The organism is Sphingobacterium sp. HJSM2_6 (genome assembly GCF_049316305.1).
GTDB lineage: Bacteria > Bacteroidota > Bacteroidia > Sphingobacteriales > Sphingobacteriaceae > Sphingobacterium.
In genome coordinates this window covers 120,345-137,512 of sequence record NZ_JBMOXB010000001.1, presented here as the reverse complement: position 1 = coordinate 137,512, position 17,168 = coordinate 120,345, and the positions used below count along the sequence as shown (strand labels likewise).

At 37.8% G+C, this 17,168-nt stretch carries 13 protein-coding genes; 9 read left to right on the top strand and 4 right to left on the bottom strand.

Features of this window, described 5'->3' with window-relative positions; translation table 11 throughout:
- Positions 1-4: 4 nt before the first annotated feature.
- From ACFRAE_RS00565 to ACFRAE_RS00535, 7 genes are all read left to right on the top strand, one after another.
- Positions 5-1,252 (top strand): DUF6786 family protein, encoded by a 1,248-nt coding sequence (locus ACFRAE_RS00565; RefSeq protein ID WP_422795164.1) that lies wholly within the window; start codon positions 5-7, stop codon positions 1,250-1,252.
- A 10-nt stretch (positions 1,253-1,262) separates the two neighbouring features.
- On the top strand, positions 1,263-3,026 hold the full coding sequence (locus ACFRAE_RS00560) for an L-fucose isomerase (protein WP_422795163.1): 1,764 nt from the start codon (positions 1,263-1,265) through the stop codon (positions 3,024-3,026).
- 9 nt (positions 3,027-3,035) lie between these two features.
- On the top strand, positions 3,036-4,370 hold the full coding sequence (gene fucP / locus ACFRAE_RS00555) for an L-fucose:H+ symporter permease (protein ID WP_422795162.1): 1,335 nt from the start codon (positions 3,036-3,038) through the stop codon (positions 4,368-4,370).
- Positions 4,371-4,378: 8 nt separating this feature from the next.
- Complete coding sequence (locus tag ACFRAE_RS00550) at positions 4,379-6,025, top strand: ribulokinase (protein ID WP_422795161.1); 1,647 nt, start codon at positions 4,379-4,381, stop codon at positions 6,023-6,025.
- 28 nt (positions 6,026-6,053) lie between these two features.
- Complete coding sequence (locus ACFRAE_RS00545; RefSeq protein ID WP_422795160.1) at positions 6,054-8,126, top strand: hypothetical protein; 2,073 nt, start codon at positions 6,054-6,056, stop codon at positions 8,124-8,126.
- A gap of 26 nt (positions 8,127-8,152) precedes the next feature.
- Positions 8,153-9,139 carry a LacI family DNA-binding transcriptional regulator gene (locus ACFRAE_RS00540; protein ID WP_422795159.1) on the top strand — a complete coding sequence of 329 codons (987 nt, stop codon included), beginning with the start codon at positions 8,153-8,155 and terminating at the stop codon, positions 9,137-9,139.
- Between the two features lie 179 nt (positions 9,140-9,318).
- Complete coding sequence (locus tag ACFRAE_RS00535; protein ID WP_422795158.1) at positions 9,319-10,209, top strand: AraC family transcriptional regulator; 891 nt, start codon at positions 9,319-9,321, stop codon at positions 10,207-10,209.
- 374 nt (positions 10,210-10,583) lie between these two features.
- On the opposite strand, the gene ACFRAE_RS00530 is transcribed toward ACFRAE_RS00535, so the two are convergent.
- Complete coding sequence (locus ACFRAE_RS00530; RefSeq protein ID WP_422795157.1) at positions 10,584-11,027, bottom strand: DUF6702 family protein; 444 nt, start codon at positions 11,025-11,027, stop codon at positions 10,584-10,586.
- A gap of 702 nt (positions 11,028-11,729) precedes the next feature.
- Here ACFRAE_RS00530 and ACFRAE_RS00525 point away from each other — a divergent pair.
- Together ACFRAE_RS00525 and ACFRAE_RS00520 are read left to right on the top strand one after the other, a co-directional pair.
- Positions 11,730-12,305: a HupE/UreJ family protein gene (locus ACFRAE_RS00525; protein WP_422795156.1), complete on the top strand. Its 576-nt coding sequence runs from the start codon at positions 11,730-11,732 to the stop codon at positions 12,303-12,305.
- Positions 12,302-14,653, top strand: coding sequence for a M1 family metallopeptidase (locus ACFRAE_RS00520; protein ID WP_422795155.1), 2,352 nt, complete (start codon positions 12,302-12,304; stop codon positions 14,651-14,653). The genes ACFRAE_RS00525 and ACFRAE_RS00520 overlap by 4 nt, the downstream gene beginning before the upstream one ends.
- Before the next feature lie 51 nt (positions 14,654-14,704).
- Here the strand turns inward: ACFRAE_RS00520 and ACFRAE_RS00515 are convergent, their stop codons facing one another.
- The 3 genes from ACFRAE_RS00515 to thiH all read right to left on the bottom strand — a co-directional run bounded on the left by ACFRAE_RS00515 (position 14,705) and on the right by thiH (position 17,167).
- Positions 14,705-15,259 (bottom strand): GNAT family N-acetyltransferase, encoded by a 555-nt coding sequence (locus ACFRAE_RS00515; protein WP_422795154.1) that lies wholly within the window; start codon positions 15,257-15,259, stop codon positions 14,705-14,707.
- Positions 15,260-15,322: 63 nt separating this feature from the next.
- Positions 15,323-16,033, bottom strand: a complete 711-nt coding sequence (locus ACFRAE_RS00510; RefSeq protein WP_422795153.1) for a HesA/MoeB/ThiF family protein — start codon at positions 16,031-16,033, stop codon at positions 15,323-15,325.
- A 9-nt stretch (positions 16,034-16,042) separates the two neighbouring features.
- Positions 16,043-17,167 (bottom strand): 2-iminoacetate synthase ThiH, encoded by a 1,125-nt coding sequence (thiH, locus tag ACFRAE_RS00505; RefSeq protein ID WP_422795152.1) that lies wholly within the window; start codon positions 17,165-17,167, stop codon positions 16,043-16,045.
- Position 17,168 lies beyond the last annotated feature (1 nt).

Sequence of the window (17,168 nt, the reverse complement as noted above, 5' to 3'; positions counted from 1 at the left end):
CCTTATGAAGACTTTCGTAAAATTTTTAGGTGTCGCTAGCTTTTGTTGTGGCGTTTTGTGGAGCTGTCAACAACAAGCATCAAATAAACAATCCTCAAGCACAGATACATTGAAAAAAGAATTTTCATTAGGAACCTTTGGGTACGATCTCCAATTTTTAAATAAATACGATAGTTTAATTGTTTTAAAATCTGGAGATGGAATAGGCCAAATCATTGTATCCCCCAAGTATCAGGGTAAAGTTTTTACCTCTACAGCCTCAGGAGAAGAGGGCCGTAGTTTTGGATGGGTGAATTATAAGGCCTTTGATGCTCCGATTGATGCGCATATGAATGCGTATGGAGGGGAAGATCGGTTATGGTTGGGTCCAGAAGGAGGACCATTTTCGTTGTATTTTGCTCCTGGAAAAGAAATGGTCTTTGAGAATTGGAAAACTCCAGCAGCAATTGATACTGAAGCATGGGAATTAATTGCTGTAAATGAGACCAAAGTTAGTCTTCAAAAAAACACACAATTAGTCAATTATGCCGGCACGACCTTGGATATTAGCTTAGATCGGTCTGTTGAAATATTAACCAAAAACAACATTCAATCCAATTTAGGCATTCAGTTTTCCGAAGCGGTACAAGCTGTAGGATTTAGTACTATAAACGGAATCAGGAATGCTGGTCAATTGGCTTGGGATAAAATATCTGGAGCACCTTGTCTTTGGAACTTGAATATGTTTAATCCTTCGGATAGTACCATCATTATTGTGCCTTACAATGAGCAAGGGGAAGGCAAAATCATGACTTCCGATTATTTTGGAGAAATCCCTCAAGATCGAATAGCCAATAAAAATGGAGTTATTTATTTCAAGGCAGATGGAAAATCCAGAGGTAAAATAGGAATAACATCTCTCCGAGCGAAGAACCTAGCAGGGAGTTATGATTTAAATACCGGAGTATTAACGGTCACCAAATTTACGGTTGATTCGCACAAGATATACTTAAATCAAGAGTGGACCACGAAAAAGTATCCTTTTGTAGGAGATGCAGTCAATGCCTATAACGATGGACCATTGGCGGATGGAGGGCAGATGGGGCCATTTTATGAAATCGAAAGTGTTTCACCAGCGGCATTTTTACAGCCAAATGAACGCTTAGAACATCTGCATCAAGTTTATCATTTTGAAGGTGATAAAGCGGAGGTTGCACAGATCATGAAGAAATTATTTACGATTCAAGTAGCTGATATCCAAGCTGCTTTCTAAACCTAAAACCATGAATAATTATCCAAAAATAGGTATAAGACCCATTATTGATGGAAGACTCGGAGGTATTCGAGAATCCTTAGAAGAAACGACCATGAATATGGCCAAGGCAGTGGCAGCCTTATACAGTTCCACGTTAAAATATCCGGATGGAACAGCCGTAATTTGTGTCATAGCAGATACTTGTATTGGTGGGGTGAAAGAAGCTGCAGATTGCCAAGTCAAATTTGATCGTGAACAAGTGGGCCTAACCTTATCCGTCACACCTTGCTGGTGTTATGGTTCAGAAACTATGGATATGGATCCATTAAGACCTAAAGCAATATGGGGATTTAATGGGACAGAAAGACCTGGCGCTGTATATTTAGCTGCAACTGTAGCTGCACACAATCAGAAAGGGCTACCTGTATTTAGTATTTATGGACATGATGTCCAAGATTTAGGCGATCAGTATATTCCAGAAGATGTAAAAGGTAAATTGTTGTCTTTTGCCAAGGCTGGTCTGGCAGTGGCTTACCTGCGAGGAAAAAGCTATTTAGCGATAGGATCGGTCTCTATGGGTATCGTTGGATCTATAGTTAATGCCGAATTCTTCCAAGAATACTTGGGAATGCGGAATGAATATGTAGACGCTAGCGAGGTGTTAAGAAGGATACAATTGGGAATATTTGATCCTTCTGAATTTGAACGAGCCAAAACTTGGACTTCAAAATATTGTCAAGAAGGGGAAGACTTTAATCAATCACATAAGGTAAAGAATCGTGCGGAAAAAGATCAGGATTGGGAATTTGTCATCAAGATGACCTTAATCATACGGGATTTAATGTTTGGAAATCCTAAACTCGCCACGATGGGATTTGCGGAAGAGGCGCAGGGACATCATGCTTTTATCTCTGGATTTCAAGGTCAGCGGCAATGGACCGATTTTCTGCCCAATGGTGATTTTCCAGAAGCAATTCTCAATTCCTCTTTCGACTGGAATGGTATTCGACAACCCTATATGGTTGCGACGGAGAATGACTCGCTGAATGGAGTCTCTATGGCATTTAATCATTTATTGACTAATACAGCGCAAATTTTCGCAGATGTCAGAACCTATTGGAGTCCAGAAGCAGTAGCACGTGTGAGTGGATGGAAACCTAGCGGAATAGCAGAAAATGGCTTTATTCATTTAATCAATTCTGGCTCGGCAACCTTAGATGGTACCGGCAGGCAAATTGCGGATGGGAAACCTGTCATGAAACCCTATTGGGAAATTTCCAATAATGATATGGAAGCTTGTTTAGCGGCCACTGTTTGGTATCCTGCCAATCGGGATTATTTTAGAGGGGGAGGATATTCATCCAATTTTTTAACGCGTGGAGGAATGCCTGTCACCATGTGTCGATTAAATTTAATTAAAGGCTTGGGACCAACTTTGCAAATTGCAGAAGGCTGGACAATTGATTTGCCTACAGAAGTGCATCAAGTACTGAATGATCGGACAGATAAGACATGGCCTACGACATGGTTCGTTCCACAGTTAACCGGAGAAGGAGCGTTTACGGACGTATATCAGGTTATGGCCAATTGGGGTTCTAACCATGGTGCTATAAGTTATGGCCATATCGGTCATGACTTAATCAGTATGGCGGCCATGCTTCGTATTCCTGTTTGCATGCATAATGTTGCTGCCGATCGATTATTTAGACCTGCTACATGGTCTGCCTTTGGCATGGATGCCGAAGGATCTGATTATCGTGCTTGCGCAGCTTTTGGACCTTTATATCGATAAATAAACCTTATGGAAAACAAGAAAAAATCGTTATTCTCAGATGATCAAGGTAGAAATCTGCTGGTTCCCTTTTTATTTATCTGTAGTTTATTTTTACTATGGGGATTCGCTCATGGGTTCTTGGATGTGCTAGATAAGCATTTTCAAGATTTGTTACATGTTTCTAAAGCACAATCAGGCTTCGTTCAATTTTCCTTGTATATAGGTTATTTGGCCATGGCGATTCCAGCGGGATTGTTCATTAAAAAGTATGGCTATCAGAAGGGTATTATTTTTGGATTGGTATTATTTGCGATTGGTGCATTTCTATTTTATCCTGCCGCAAAATTAGCTGCATTTATCCCTTTTTTAACCGCCTTATTTGTAATAGCCTGTGGTTTAGCATTTTTAGAAACGGCAGCCAATCCGTATTCGATCGTGTTAGGAGATCAAGAAGGTGCGGCACGAAGAATCAATATTTCCCAATCTTTCAATGGTTTAGGTTGGATTCTCGGACCCTTAATAGGAGGTTTGATGATTTTTGGTACAGAGGCTGAAGGGGAGCATGATAAATTTGATTCCTTAGTGAAGCCTTATTTAGTCATAGGTTGTATTGTTGTGCTGGTGGCTATTGTCTTTCTTTTGATAAAACTACCAGAAATTAAAGAGAAGAAAGAGGGAGGGGAAGTAGAAGAGAACCCCCCAATGCGAAATCTACTGAAACATCCGGTATTTATTTTTGCAGTAATTGCTCAGTTTTTATATGTTGCAGCGCAAACAGGGACCAATTCTTTTTTTATCAACTATGTGATTGATGCTATTCATGATTTGAAAACACCTATTTCAGAAATCATGGATAAGTTGGGTTATTTTGGGGAATTTTTTATGCCTAAAAATAATGAACAAGCGGCTTCGCTCATTTTAGCAATCGGAGGAATGGGCGCATTTTGGATAGGACGATTATCAGGTTCCTATTTAATGAAGTTTGTCGCTCCAAAAAAACTATTGGCACTTTACGCCTTCATCAATATCATCTTAAATATCGTCGTGTTTCTTAATATAGGATGGATTTCAGTCATCGCTTTATTTAGTACATATTTCTTTATGTCTATTATGTTTCCGACCATATTTGCTTTAGGGGTTTCAAACCTAGGCACTTTAACGAAGAAAGGATCTTCCTTTTTGGTTATGGCGGTTGCGGGAGGTGCGTTTTGTCCACCGCTAATGGGATTAATTGCTGATCATAGTAATATGGCCACTGGATTTATCATTCCAGTTTTATGCTATGTAGTTATTGCCATTTTTGCCCAGTGGGGTGTTGGCAAAGTAGAAGGAAAATTAGATATGTCAAACCCTGTTCATTAAAAGAGCATATGAAAGAAGCTTATGTGATTGGAGTAGATTTTGGAACCGATTCTGTACGTGCGATATTGGTCGACGCCTACAATGGAAAAGAAATAGGAGCCAAAGTCTCTTATTTCGAACAATGGAAAACAGGAAAATATTGCGATCCACAAAACCAGCAATTTAGGCAACATCCGCAAGATTATATCCAAAGTTTAAAGGAAAGTATAATGGGCTGTCTAGCAGGACAACCTGAGCCTGTAAAAGCATCGGTTATGGCGATTGCCATAGATGCGACAGGGTCAACGCCTGTGGCGGTAAATCGTGCAGGATTACCGCTAGCGTTAGATCCTGCATTTTCTGATAACCCGAACGCCATGTTTTTTTTATGGAAGGACCATACGTCCATACAAGAGGCTATGGAAATAAATGAAAAAGCAAAAAAGTTTGAACCTAATTATTTAAGCCATGTAGGTGGTAGTTATTCTTCAGAATGGTTTTGGTCCAAATTATTATATGTTGCTAGGCATGATCCACAAGTCATCCAAGCGACTTATGCTTGGGTAGAGCAAAGTGATTGGTTGCCCTATTGGTTAACTGGAGGTGAAGATGCCGATTTAATAAAAAGAAATGTATGTGCAGCAGGCCATAAGGGCTTGTGGGCAAAGGCATTTGGGGGTTATCCAGCGCGCGCTTTTTTTGAAGAATTGGATGAAGGTATCTTAGCTATTTATGATCGCATGAACCATGCGGTTTTTGAAGCCAATGAACTGGCGGGTACCTTGTCTGAACATTGGGCGGAGCAGTTTGGATTATCGAGCAAGGTATTAATCGCAGTAGGAGCAATAGATGCGCATGTTGGAGCGATTGGTGCTGAAATAGAACCTGGGCAGCTGTGTAAAGTCATGGGAACCTCTACTTGTGATATGATAGTTATTTCTGAGGAAGAACTACAAGGTAAGCTAGTAGAAGGGATTTGTGGCCAAGTGGTCGGCTCGATCGTGCCAGGCTTAGTTGGACTGGAAGCAGGACAATCGGCATTCGGTGATGTTTATCAATGGTTTAAACAGGTGTTGCTATGGCCACTACAGCATATGGGACCAGAGGTGGGGTTAAGCCCCGAACAGCTCAATCAGATTTCTGATACCATCTTAATGGAATTGTCAACACAAGCAAGCAAATTGGAAATAAAGAAAACAGATCCCATATCCCTAGACTGGTTGAATGGAAGAAGAACCCCATTTGTCAATCCATATGCGAAAGGGGCTATAGTTGATATTTCTTTGGGGAGTAATGCTGTAGATATTTTCAAGTCATTGGTCGAGGCAACTTGTTTTGGTTCCAGAGCGATCGTAGCAGATCTAGAAAGGCAAGGAATTCCTATATCGAGTGTAACAGCTCTAGGAGGCATTGCTAAGAAATCAAGTTATGTCATGCAAACATTAGCTGATGTTTTGCAAAGACCAATTCGTGTGCACCAATCCAACGAAACTTGTGCCTTAGGTGCTTGTATGTTGGCTGCTACCGCTGCGGGTATTCACACAAACCTGGCAGAGGCGATGAAACATATGGGTTTAGGTTTTGAAAAAACCTATACGCCGAATCAAGGATTAGCGGAATTATATCAATTTCGTTTTAATCGATATCAGCAATTAGGGGAACAATTGTACCATTAACGAAAAAAAAGCCCAAGAAGTCCATATCATGCTTAGATTTATTTTAACCGGAATAACGTTATTGTGCGCCCATGCATTGTTGGGTAAAGGGCTTCAAATAGAACTACCTAAGACCTTAAAGCAATATATTGCCAAAATTAGTGTAGATCCCATCAAGGAGGTAACTCCTTCTTGTGAGCTTACCCTAATTTCAAAAAATGTATACCGTTTAAAGGTCAGTTGGGAATTGAAAACGGCACTAGCTTTAACATCTTGGGATATTGTGATTGAGCCTAACTTTCAACCTCAATTTCATTGGGCACCACACCTTACTCCAACAGCTAATCACATTATTAATCAGCATGTTTTTCGTTCAGCAGCGATGATAGTGACCGATAGTAAGCATTTTTTATCCATCATACCCGATGTAGATTTATTAGCCGAAATACCCAAGGTGGATTGGTTTATGGACATGAATGCAAAAGAAAATAAGTTAGTACTGGGCTTTGCAGATGCAAAAATTACCGATCATGTGCTTTATGAAAAAATGCCTACGACTTATTTTAAACCAGGGAAATATGAGTATGCGGCTTATCTAGTAATAGATAATGCTAAAGCGGTTCTTAACAACCCATTTGGGCGAGTAAATAAAGTGATGTGGGATTTTTGGGGATCGAAATTATGGCTGAAACAGGAGCCTTTAGGAAGCGTTTCCATGGAAGAATATGTGAAACATACCTATGATTGGGCCTTTAAGCATTGGAAAGAACAGGTATGGCAGGAATTTGAATTGGCTGGAAAAACTGTGGGCGCACCGACTTTTATTGTTAATGTTACGCAAAGCCCCAATTACCCAGGAGAAGTGAATGAGCACGAGTTTAGATCCATTTGGAACCAAGCCTGGTTCAATTCATTGCGTTCTGCTTCTGGTTTGATGCGTTATGCCCAACGTTGGAATCTGGAAGAATTGAAATTGTATGCATTAAAAACAAAAGAATTAGCTTTATCTTTTCCGCAGCGTAATGGTTTTTTTTCGGGCCTAATTGCTACGGAGATGAATGAAGTACCGGTAGGGAATAACAAATTTTGGCGGTCTATGGGTTGGAATACGTATTATTTTGGAAACTCAAACAGAAATCCATTTACGGGAGATCCTAAACAAGCCCCTTATCATGTATTGGACATGAGTTATACCGCCAGTTTGATGCTTTCATGGTTTAAAGAATTGGAAAAAGATGAACGATTACTGCATTATGCACGGCAATATGGAGATGCTTTAATTCAAATTCAACGAGCTGATGGTTTTTTTCCTGCCTGGTTGGATTTGGTCACTCAGAAGGATATGCAAGTGCTGAGTCGTAGTCCAGAATCTGCCATGTCTTGTACTTTTTTATTGCAATTGTATGAATTAACGGGAGAGGATAAATATAAATCAGCAGCGCTTAAGGCTATAGATGCCGTGGTAGCTACCAATAAGAACTTGGGTCAATGGGAAGACTTTGAAACGTATTGGTCTTGTAGTCGCTACGGTTCTGAAGAATTGGTGGGAAAAAAAGTGGAGCGAAATAATATGTTTAAACAAAATACCTTAAGTATCTATTATTTAGCTCAGGCACTTTATCAGGCGTATTCAACTACTGGAAATAAGCGCTATCTTCCCTTAGGACAACAGGTATTAGACGAATTACTGCTATGGCAGGCAGTATGGCAACCGCCCTATATCCATATACAAGCATTTGGAGGATTTGGGGTGATGAATGCCGATGCGGAATGGAACGATTCGAGACAAAGTCTATTTGCTGAATTGATTATGAATTATGGCAAAACATTGAACCGTACGGATTATATACAACGAGGGATTGCAGCATTGAAAGCTTCATTTGTATTAATGTACTGTCCAGAAAATCATAAAACCAAAGAGCAGTGGCAAAAACGATGGCCTTTTTTAGGTGCACAAGATTATGGTTTCATGATGGAAAACTATGGACATGATGGGAAAACCAATCGCGAGGGTTTAGGAATCGGAGAATTTACGATATACGATTGGGGAAATGGTGCAGCAGCAGAGGCGTATAACCGTATACTGGACCATTGGGGTCCTGCGATATTCCAAACAAAGTAAAATTTGAATATTTAAAATTTAGCATTATGCAAAAGAAGGTTTCACTAAAAGATATAGCTCAGCGAGTGGGAGTTTCCACCGCATTAGTATCTTATGTTTTAAGTGGAAATGAAGAAAAAGGAAGGGTGGGAAAAGATACTGCCCAAAAAATTAGGGAAGCTGCGGCAGCATTAAATTACCAACCTAACCATATCGCTAAAAGTTTAAAGACTGGTAAAACGAATACCATTGGGTTGATTGTGGCTGATATTTCAAATCCATTTTTCGCAACGATAGCCCGAGGTATTGAAGACGAGTCTAGTAAATTTGGATTGACAACAATCATGGGAAGTTCGGATGAAAGTCCGGAGAAACTTAAAAAGTTAGTGGATGTCTTTATGAAACGACAAGTAGACGGTTTTATCATTTCTCCAGCAGATCATTCGGAAGAAACGATTCAGTATATCCGCCAAGTGGGAATGCCTTTGTGCCTCATCGACCGTTGTTTTAAAACTATTGAAACCAATTATGTAATCACGGATAATTACTATTCCATGTTTGATGCGGTTATTCATTTGAAAGAAGAAGGAAAAACGAACATGGCTTTGATCACCTATAAGAGTAATTTGCAACATATGCAGGATCGAAAATTAGGTTTTCTTAAAGCAAGTCAGGGTCAGGATGTTAAGGTGTTTGAGATCGATTACTTTAATCAAACTGAAGAATTGAAAGAAGTGATTGAAGAAGTTTTGAATGATAAGAAATGGGATACCTTGGTGTTTAGTACGAATACGCTATCCATAGCTGGATTGAAATTGTTAACGCAACGAGGCTTACAGATTCCGAAAGATATGCATGTTTTGTGCTTTGATGCAAGCGAAGTTTATGATTTCTTTGAACACCCTATTTTACATGTTAAACAGCCTATCGAAAAGTTGGCAGAAGAAAGTGTTCGTATTTTAGTTAATCAAATCAATAATGTAGACCAGGTAGAACAAGTGGTGTTGAATTCTAAATTAATTGCGGTAAGATGATGAAGTCGTGGTTTCAGCAATTAAATCCTTGTTTAACCAATATTACCATCGAAATTCGCCAGGTTCGTTCACATGTTCTTTGTTCCCTAAATTTATTTAATATATTTGTTCAAACTAAATTATGAGTTTTTGGATCTGAGCAGGTTTTTCAACCAGAAAGCTGCAATAGCAAAAGCATTATGGAAGCAATAAAAAATAGGGAAGTGAAACATCCAATAGAATTTACTGTGCCTGCATCTGGCACAGGGTCATTTTATATTCAAGAGGATTTCCGTGAGGAGTTTTATAGTCATTATCATCGGCATAAGGAAGTTCAGATTTCTTATATCATTAAAGGGAAAGGTTCTGTAGTTATTGGTAATTTGATACAGCCTTTCTTTGAGGATGAAATATATATTTTAAAAGCGAATGATCCCCATATTTTTATCAATGAAGGTGTAGCCGGGGAATCCATACATGCGATTCATATTTTTGTGGCATTGGATAAATTACGTTCATTTTTCGAATTGCAGGAATTAAATCCAACACGTGATTTCTTTAAACAGTTAAATTCTTCGAAAAAGTTAGACCAACAATTTGGTGAGGCTATAAAGGGTAAGTTTTTGAATTTACAACAGACGGAAGGATTAGGAAAGCTGATGAAAGTCATTGAAATATTTGAATATTTACTCCAACATGAAAGTAATTTGATATCCTTATATTCCGGCCTGCACGAGACGTTCTTCAACGATAAGGTTGGTGTGCGGATCAATGAAGTGCTTCGGTATACCTTGGATAATTTTAATAAAGAAATAGGCATTGACGAAGTAGCTCAATTAATTCACATGACACCGTCTGCTTTTTGTAAATACTTTAAAAAACATACCATGAAAACGTATGTTACCTTTTTAAATGAAATCCGTATAGAAAAAGCGTGTCAATTATTGATCAATCGATCTACCGAGAATATTTCAGAAGTAGCCTATTTATGTGGTTTTAATACCGTAGTACATTTTAATCGTGTGTTTAAACATATACTTCACAGTTCACCGAGTGAGTTTATCCATAAACATAGCGCAGTGCGAAATTAAGTAGATCGGGTGGGGATAGAATTTAGCCAAGTGTTTTACTGGTCAATTAAGAGTCATTTATAGTTAATAGCGTAAATTATTTGCATATTGGTTCAATTTTTGTTATATTGCATGTAATCATAAAAGAAAGGTTAATATATATGATAAAATTAGATAATATGAAAAAACAAAAATTAATTCGAAACCCTTACATTTATTATGTAACTAATTGGGGATTTGTAAATTCAAATCCAGAAAACAACAACAACCCTAGAAGTGTTAACAAAAAAAGTTAACCTTCTAATTAACACAAGTCAAACAATTAAAAATGATGTGCTTTTTCTAATCGAAAAGCATTTTGTGTTTTTAGCCCTCGCTACTTCGGCCTGTAATCCTTAAAAATTGAATTCCACTATTCGTTTAGGATTATCTAATTTCTGGCTTTTTCTTTCTTTATTTACTGTTGCGTGAATGATATTCGTTTGTGTTTTAAAGTCCTGATATAATAATTGATTAACCACTTCTAATTTTTGGATTTGTTTTACAGCTGAAATTTTAAAATAACACCAAGCGACATCATTATCAATTTCATAGCCCACATATTGAAGCTTTTGAACTTGTCCATTGATTCGGACCTTCACTTGTTGCTTATAGTATGATGAGATAATGGAATCAACCTCTGCTTTATGGATAGGCTTGATCACATTGATTTTTTTCTTGAAGTGATTTTGCAATGCAATTTCCAAATCATCAAAAAAAATGCTGGTGGAAAATTCCAATTGCTGCTTTCCTTGATTGAAATCTATTTGGGTGATGCTCACATAAAAAGGATGTGCCATGAGCTGTAGGAATGATAAAATCAAGGTAATGGAAAAAATATATTTTAGATAGGTTCTGCGCATTAGGACTAACTGTGTTATTATTAAAAGCTAAATTAATTCTTTTTTAGTGAAGCTTGGTTGGTATAGGACGATTATTTTTTTTTGGTCATTTTTATTGTGGAGGTATCTTTTATTTAATTTAACGAAGCTCCTAAGTAAATGCATGATGGAGGATCCATTTCATTTTAATTTTTAATGGAAATATATCGCTTTTATATACAGGCTTGTTTTTTTAGGTGTTGCACTTTTTGAATTTTCAATGATATCCTGTGAAAATTACCTAGTTAATGAATTTATTCTATGCCAAATAACCTTTTTGAAGGACTATTATAAAGATTTGTTAGGTAATAAAATCCGAATGGTTAACTAAGGCTAAGGTAAGATCTAAAATAAGGGGGTTTTTCTATGAAAATATGTCAAGAAGCTCTTTCTTAGTTTCATTTCAGGTGCTTTATAAGAATATGATTGTGTTTGATGTGGCTTTATAGGGGGTATGATGCTTAAAAATGGAATTATAATTTGAAAATTTCCAATATCACACGCAATAGAAATAGGCTGGAGGATTCTTTGAAGTAATTATATTTCTAATTTTAGCTTCTAGGAAGTTCCTCCTTAGGAAATTTATGCTAAATTTGTTTAAAGCATTACATTTCCTAAAAAATGAGCGACTTTTCTATTTATTTTCAATTAGGCTGGCAACATATTTTAGATTTCAATGGATATGATCATATCTTATTTGTCTTAGTCTTATGTTGCAGTTATACCCTCAAAGAGTGGAAGAAGATTTTAATCTTAGTCACCGCTTTTACTGTTGGTCATTCCATAACCTTAGCATTAGCTGCATTTAAATTCGTTCAAGTTAATAGTTCTTGGATAGAGTTTTTAATTCCAGTAAGTATATTGGCTACTGCATTATACAATCTACCAAAGCGTAGAAAACAACGAAGCGTCACTTATTTATATGTGATTACTTTGCTTTTTGGGTTAATTCATGGTCTTGGATTTTCAAATTATTTACAATCTTTATTAGGAAAAGAAACCAATATCGTAGGTCCTTTGTTATCCTTTAATATCGGACTGGAGTTCGGTCAACTTTTAATTGTATTTTTTGCTATCTTACTTTCAGAATTGATGCTTAAAATATTTCGAGTTACGCAACGGGATTGGAGCTTCTTTTTATCATCAGCCGTTATTGGAATATCATTTATTATGGCACTTGAACGTATACCTCTATGAAAATAAAAAACCTACTTTGCAATTCTGTAGCCTTAGCCATAATGACTAGCGGTAGTTTTAATTTGGTTTATGCACAAAATAATCCTGGATCTAATCACGGTAATAAGTTTGAGCAATTGGGCTCATTAATTAGTGATCCAAATATTTTCAGAACTGCTTCTGGTGCACCAGGATCTATGTATTGGCAACAAAAAGCGGATTATGTAATCCATGCGGAAATTGATGAAGTTAACCAAATCCTTAAGGGTTCTGAAACAATAACCTATACCAACAATTCACCGGATGAATTAAGGTACCTCTGGTTGCAATTGGATGAAAATGAACATGCCGATAACGCTGAGAATAAGATTTTTGACGAAAGCACCTTAAATGCCCGCATGTCTGTTGATCAATTGAAAAGCTTTGTTCCAGAGAAGAAGGGTTTTGGTGTCAATATCTTGAAGGTAACCGATGCCAGCAATAAAGCGCTAACGTACAGCATCAATTACACGATGATGCGTATTGAATTACCATTGGGCCTTAAACCGGGTGGAAAATTTGTGTTTAATATTGATTGGAATTACAAAATATCCGATCGAATGGTGGAAGGTGGTCGTGGAGGATTGGAATATTTTCAAAAAGATGATAATTACCTATATACGATCGCACAATGGTTTCCACGGATGGCTGTTTACTCAGATTTTCAAGGTTGGCAAAATAAACAATTTACTGGTAGAGGTGAGTTTGCTTTAGCATTTGGTGATTATAAAGTGAATATTACCGTTCCAAGTGATCATATTGTTGGCGCAACAGGAGAATGCCAGAATTATGCGCAGGTCTTGAATGCTACACAAATGAATCGTTGGAAGCAAGCGCAGCAAACGAAAGAGCCTATAGAAATAGTGACCTTAGACGAAGCTAAACAAGCTATGCAAAATAAGTCTAAGACAAAAAAGACTTGGGTTTATGAAGCAAAGAATGTGCGTGATTTTGCATTTGTGTCTTCTAGAAGGTTGGTATGGGATGCTATGAAGGTAAATGAGGGGGTAGAAGGAAATAAACCGATGGCCATGTCTTATTATGGGCCAGAAGCTTATCCGCTATACCGAAAGTATTCTACGAAGGCAACTGCGCATACCTTGAAGGTTTATTCTAAATACACGATTCCATATCCGTATCCTGTGGCTATTTCAGTAGAGGCCGCAAATGGTATGGAATATCCAATGATTTGTTTCAATTATGGACGTGCAGATGAGGATGGTACGTATTCAGAAGCGATTAAATATGGGATGATCGGCGTAATTATCCATGAAGTTGGGCATAATTTTTTTCCCATGATTGTGAACTCTGATGAGCGTCAGTGGACTTGGATGGATGAAGGATTAAACACTTTTTTACAATATTTAGCAGAACAAGAGTGGGATAAGGATTTTCCTTCGCGTCGTGGGCCAGCGCATAAAATTGCTGATTATATGAAATTGCCAAAGGATCAATTGGAACCTATAATGACCAATTCGGAAAATATAGTGCAATTTGGTCCGAATGCCTATGCAAAACCTGCAACAGCATTAAATATATTAAGAGAAACCATTATGGGTAGAGAGCTGTTTGATTATGCTTTCAAAGAATACGCAAGACGTTGGGAATTTAAACACCCTACGCCAGCGGATTTCTTCCGTACGATGGAGGATGCATCTGCTGTGGATTTAGATTGGTTTTGGAGAGGTTGGTTCTTTGGAACAGATGCTGTTGAAATTGCCTTGGAAAATGTGACGCAATACAGCATGACCGGCGCCAATCCACTGAAGACAGCCAAGGAAGGGAAAGAGGCATTTGATAAAGATTTAAATACCATTAGTAGACAACGGAATATCACAGAGAACTTGGAGTTTTTAGTGGAGAAAGATACTTCTTTATTGGATTTTTACAATAAATGGGATCGTTTTGCAGTGAAACCTAGTGATGAGGCTGGATACCAGAATTTCTACAAAAGCCTGGATCAAAAGGCTAAGGATATATTCGATGGAAAAATCAGCTTTTATGAGTTGAACTTTAAGAATAATGGCGGACTGGTGATGCCATTAATTATAGAGTGGACGTTTGCAGATGGTTCTAAGGAACTTGATCGAATTCCTGCTTATATCTGGCGTAAAAATGAGCTTGAGGTTAGTAAAGTGTTTGCTAAGAGTAAAGAAGTAACAGCCATCAAATTGGATCCTTATCGTGAAACTGCCGATATAGATGAATCTAATAATGCCTGGCCTAGACAAGCTAATCCTTCCAGATTCGAGATATTTCAAAATCAAGGAAGTGTAGTAAGAGGACAGTCTTCTGCAACTAATCCTATGAAGGAAGCTAAAAAGAAATAAAATAACTCGATATAAGCTGATGGTTTGTGTGTATAACTAATTAACCATCAGCTATTGTTGGGTGTTAAATTCAACTTTCAATAGGGAGAAAATCTTCAAATCTCTATATTTATTTTCAGATACCCATTCCCCATTTCTACGTATACCTTCGAATGTAAATCCTAATTTATTAGGAATAGCTATACTTTTCTCATTACCCACTGCACAACAAATTTGGATTCTTTCCATCTTTAAGTCTTCAAATAGTTCTTTTATAAGGGAATAGTTTGCTTTCGTTGTGATTCCTTTGCTTTGATATTCCTGGGATATCCAATATCCTAATTCCGTATGTTTGTTAAAATAATCCGTATCTTTTGTACCAATGAGTCCAATTAGTTTATCTACTTCACATATTTTGTATAGAAAATCTTTTCCTGCATTTCTTTGAAGTATCGCATGAGCGATAAACGATTTTGTATCCTGAACATGTTTGCTGAATTGTATGAAGGGAAGCCAATCAGACAGGTAAGAACGTTCCCGTTGAATGATGTTAAATATCGTGATTGCATCACTCTGAACAACAGCTTTGAGTCTATAGGGTCCTTCGATGGGAATTATTCTTTTCATTCAGTCTAACTAATTGATATTCAATGAAGCATCAAGCTACTAAAAATAATTAAATGGGCTGCATTAAAATTCAATTAAATGAAATTTCCAATGCAGCGAATCTATGACAGTTAATTGATTTGTCTCGACAGGAAGGTTTAGGGTCATTTTTAAGGTCAGCAGTGCCATCATACTGCCTACTATTCCTGCTAATGGTCCTAATACACCCAAGCGATCGCAATTTTGATTATCGGCATCATCTGGAGGAGCAGGAAACAGATCTCTCAGCTGTTTACTGCTTTGATAATTAAATACAGCCACTTGCCCTTCAAAAGACAAAATGCTCCCATATACGATGGGTTTTTGAAGTAATATGCAGGTGTCGTTGATGAGGTAACGGGTCTCAAAATTATCCGAGCAATCTAAAATAATATCGTAATCTTTCAATAGTTCAAAAGCATTCCCTTGATCTAATCGCTTGTGTATAGCGATGAAGGTAATATCAGGATTAATAGTTTGGACGAATTGCGTGGCACTATGCACTTTTGGGTGACCAATATAGTTTTCCGTATGAATAACCTGCCTTTGCAGGTTATGAATTTCCACCTCATCGGCATCTATTACCGCTAATGTGCCTATTCCCGCTGTCGCCAAATATTGGATCGCTGGCGATCCCAATCCACCAGCACCAACTATCACTACCTTAGCCTCCATAATCTTACGTTGGCCCGCTATTCCAACTTCCTCCATGAATATCTGTCGGCTATATCTCGAGAAACTATCTTTAGATTTCATTAACAATCATTATATGGAATTATTAAACGCCACATCCCAATCTTTCATAACAGGGTCATAGCCGGCATGTTGGATGATTTGTTTAAACTCAGCCAAGCTACGTTCATCAGAGATCTCAAATTGTTCTAAGGACTGAGGATCCACAGCATATCCACCAGGATTAGTCTTAGAGGCGGCACTCATACTCGTAACGGCTATCGGAATTATGTGATTTCGGAAGTGTTCACTTTCTCGCGTAGAAATAGAAATTTCTAAGTCAGGATTCCAAATGCGGTAAGCACAAAGGAGTTGCATTAAATCCCTGTCTTCCATAATGAAATTAGGTTCTACAGATCCTTGAGCAGGTCTTAATCTAGGAAAGGATACCGAATATTTTGTTTTCCAATAAGCTTTCTGCAAGTAATCGATATGCAATGCATTAAAAAAACTATCCACACGCCAATCTTCCAATCCCAACAGTACGCCTAATCCAATCTTATGAATATTAGCCTGTCCGATGCGGTCAGGCGTGTCTAGTCGGTATTCAAAATTTGATTTCTTACCTTTCGGATGATAGGTTTTATAAACCTCTTGGTGGTAGGTTTCCTGATACACCAATACCGCATGAACACCTGCTTCGTACAATAGTTGATACTCTGCAGTAGATAGAGGTTGCACCTCGATCGATATATTGGCAAAATAGGGTTTCAATACTTTTATGGCCTGCAAAAAATAGGCTGTATCTACGGTCTTGTTGGCTTCCCCAGAAACCAATAATACATGATTGATTCCGCTGCTTTTAAGGGCAATGGCTTCTAATACAAGTTCAGCATTGGTCAATGTTTTTCTTTTAATCGAGTTATCCATGCTGAACCCACAGTAGGTACATATGTTTTGGCATTCATTGCTCAAGTACAGGGGGGCATAGAGTTGAATGGTTTTACCAAAACGCTGTTGAGTAATTTGTTGAGCAAGCTGAGCCATGCTTTCCAATTCCTGACTTGCAGCTGGAGACAAGAGCGTTAGAAAATCTGACAATTGTCTTTGAGGATTCAGCAAGACAGAACGAACTTGTTCTATACCTGTTGCATAGATTTGCGCTTGAACATCTTCCCAGCTGTAGCGTTGCATCTCCTCTTTAAAAGTTGTTAACATA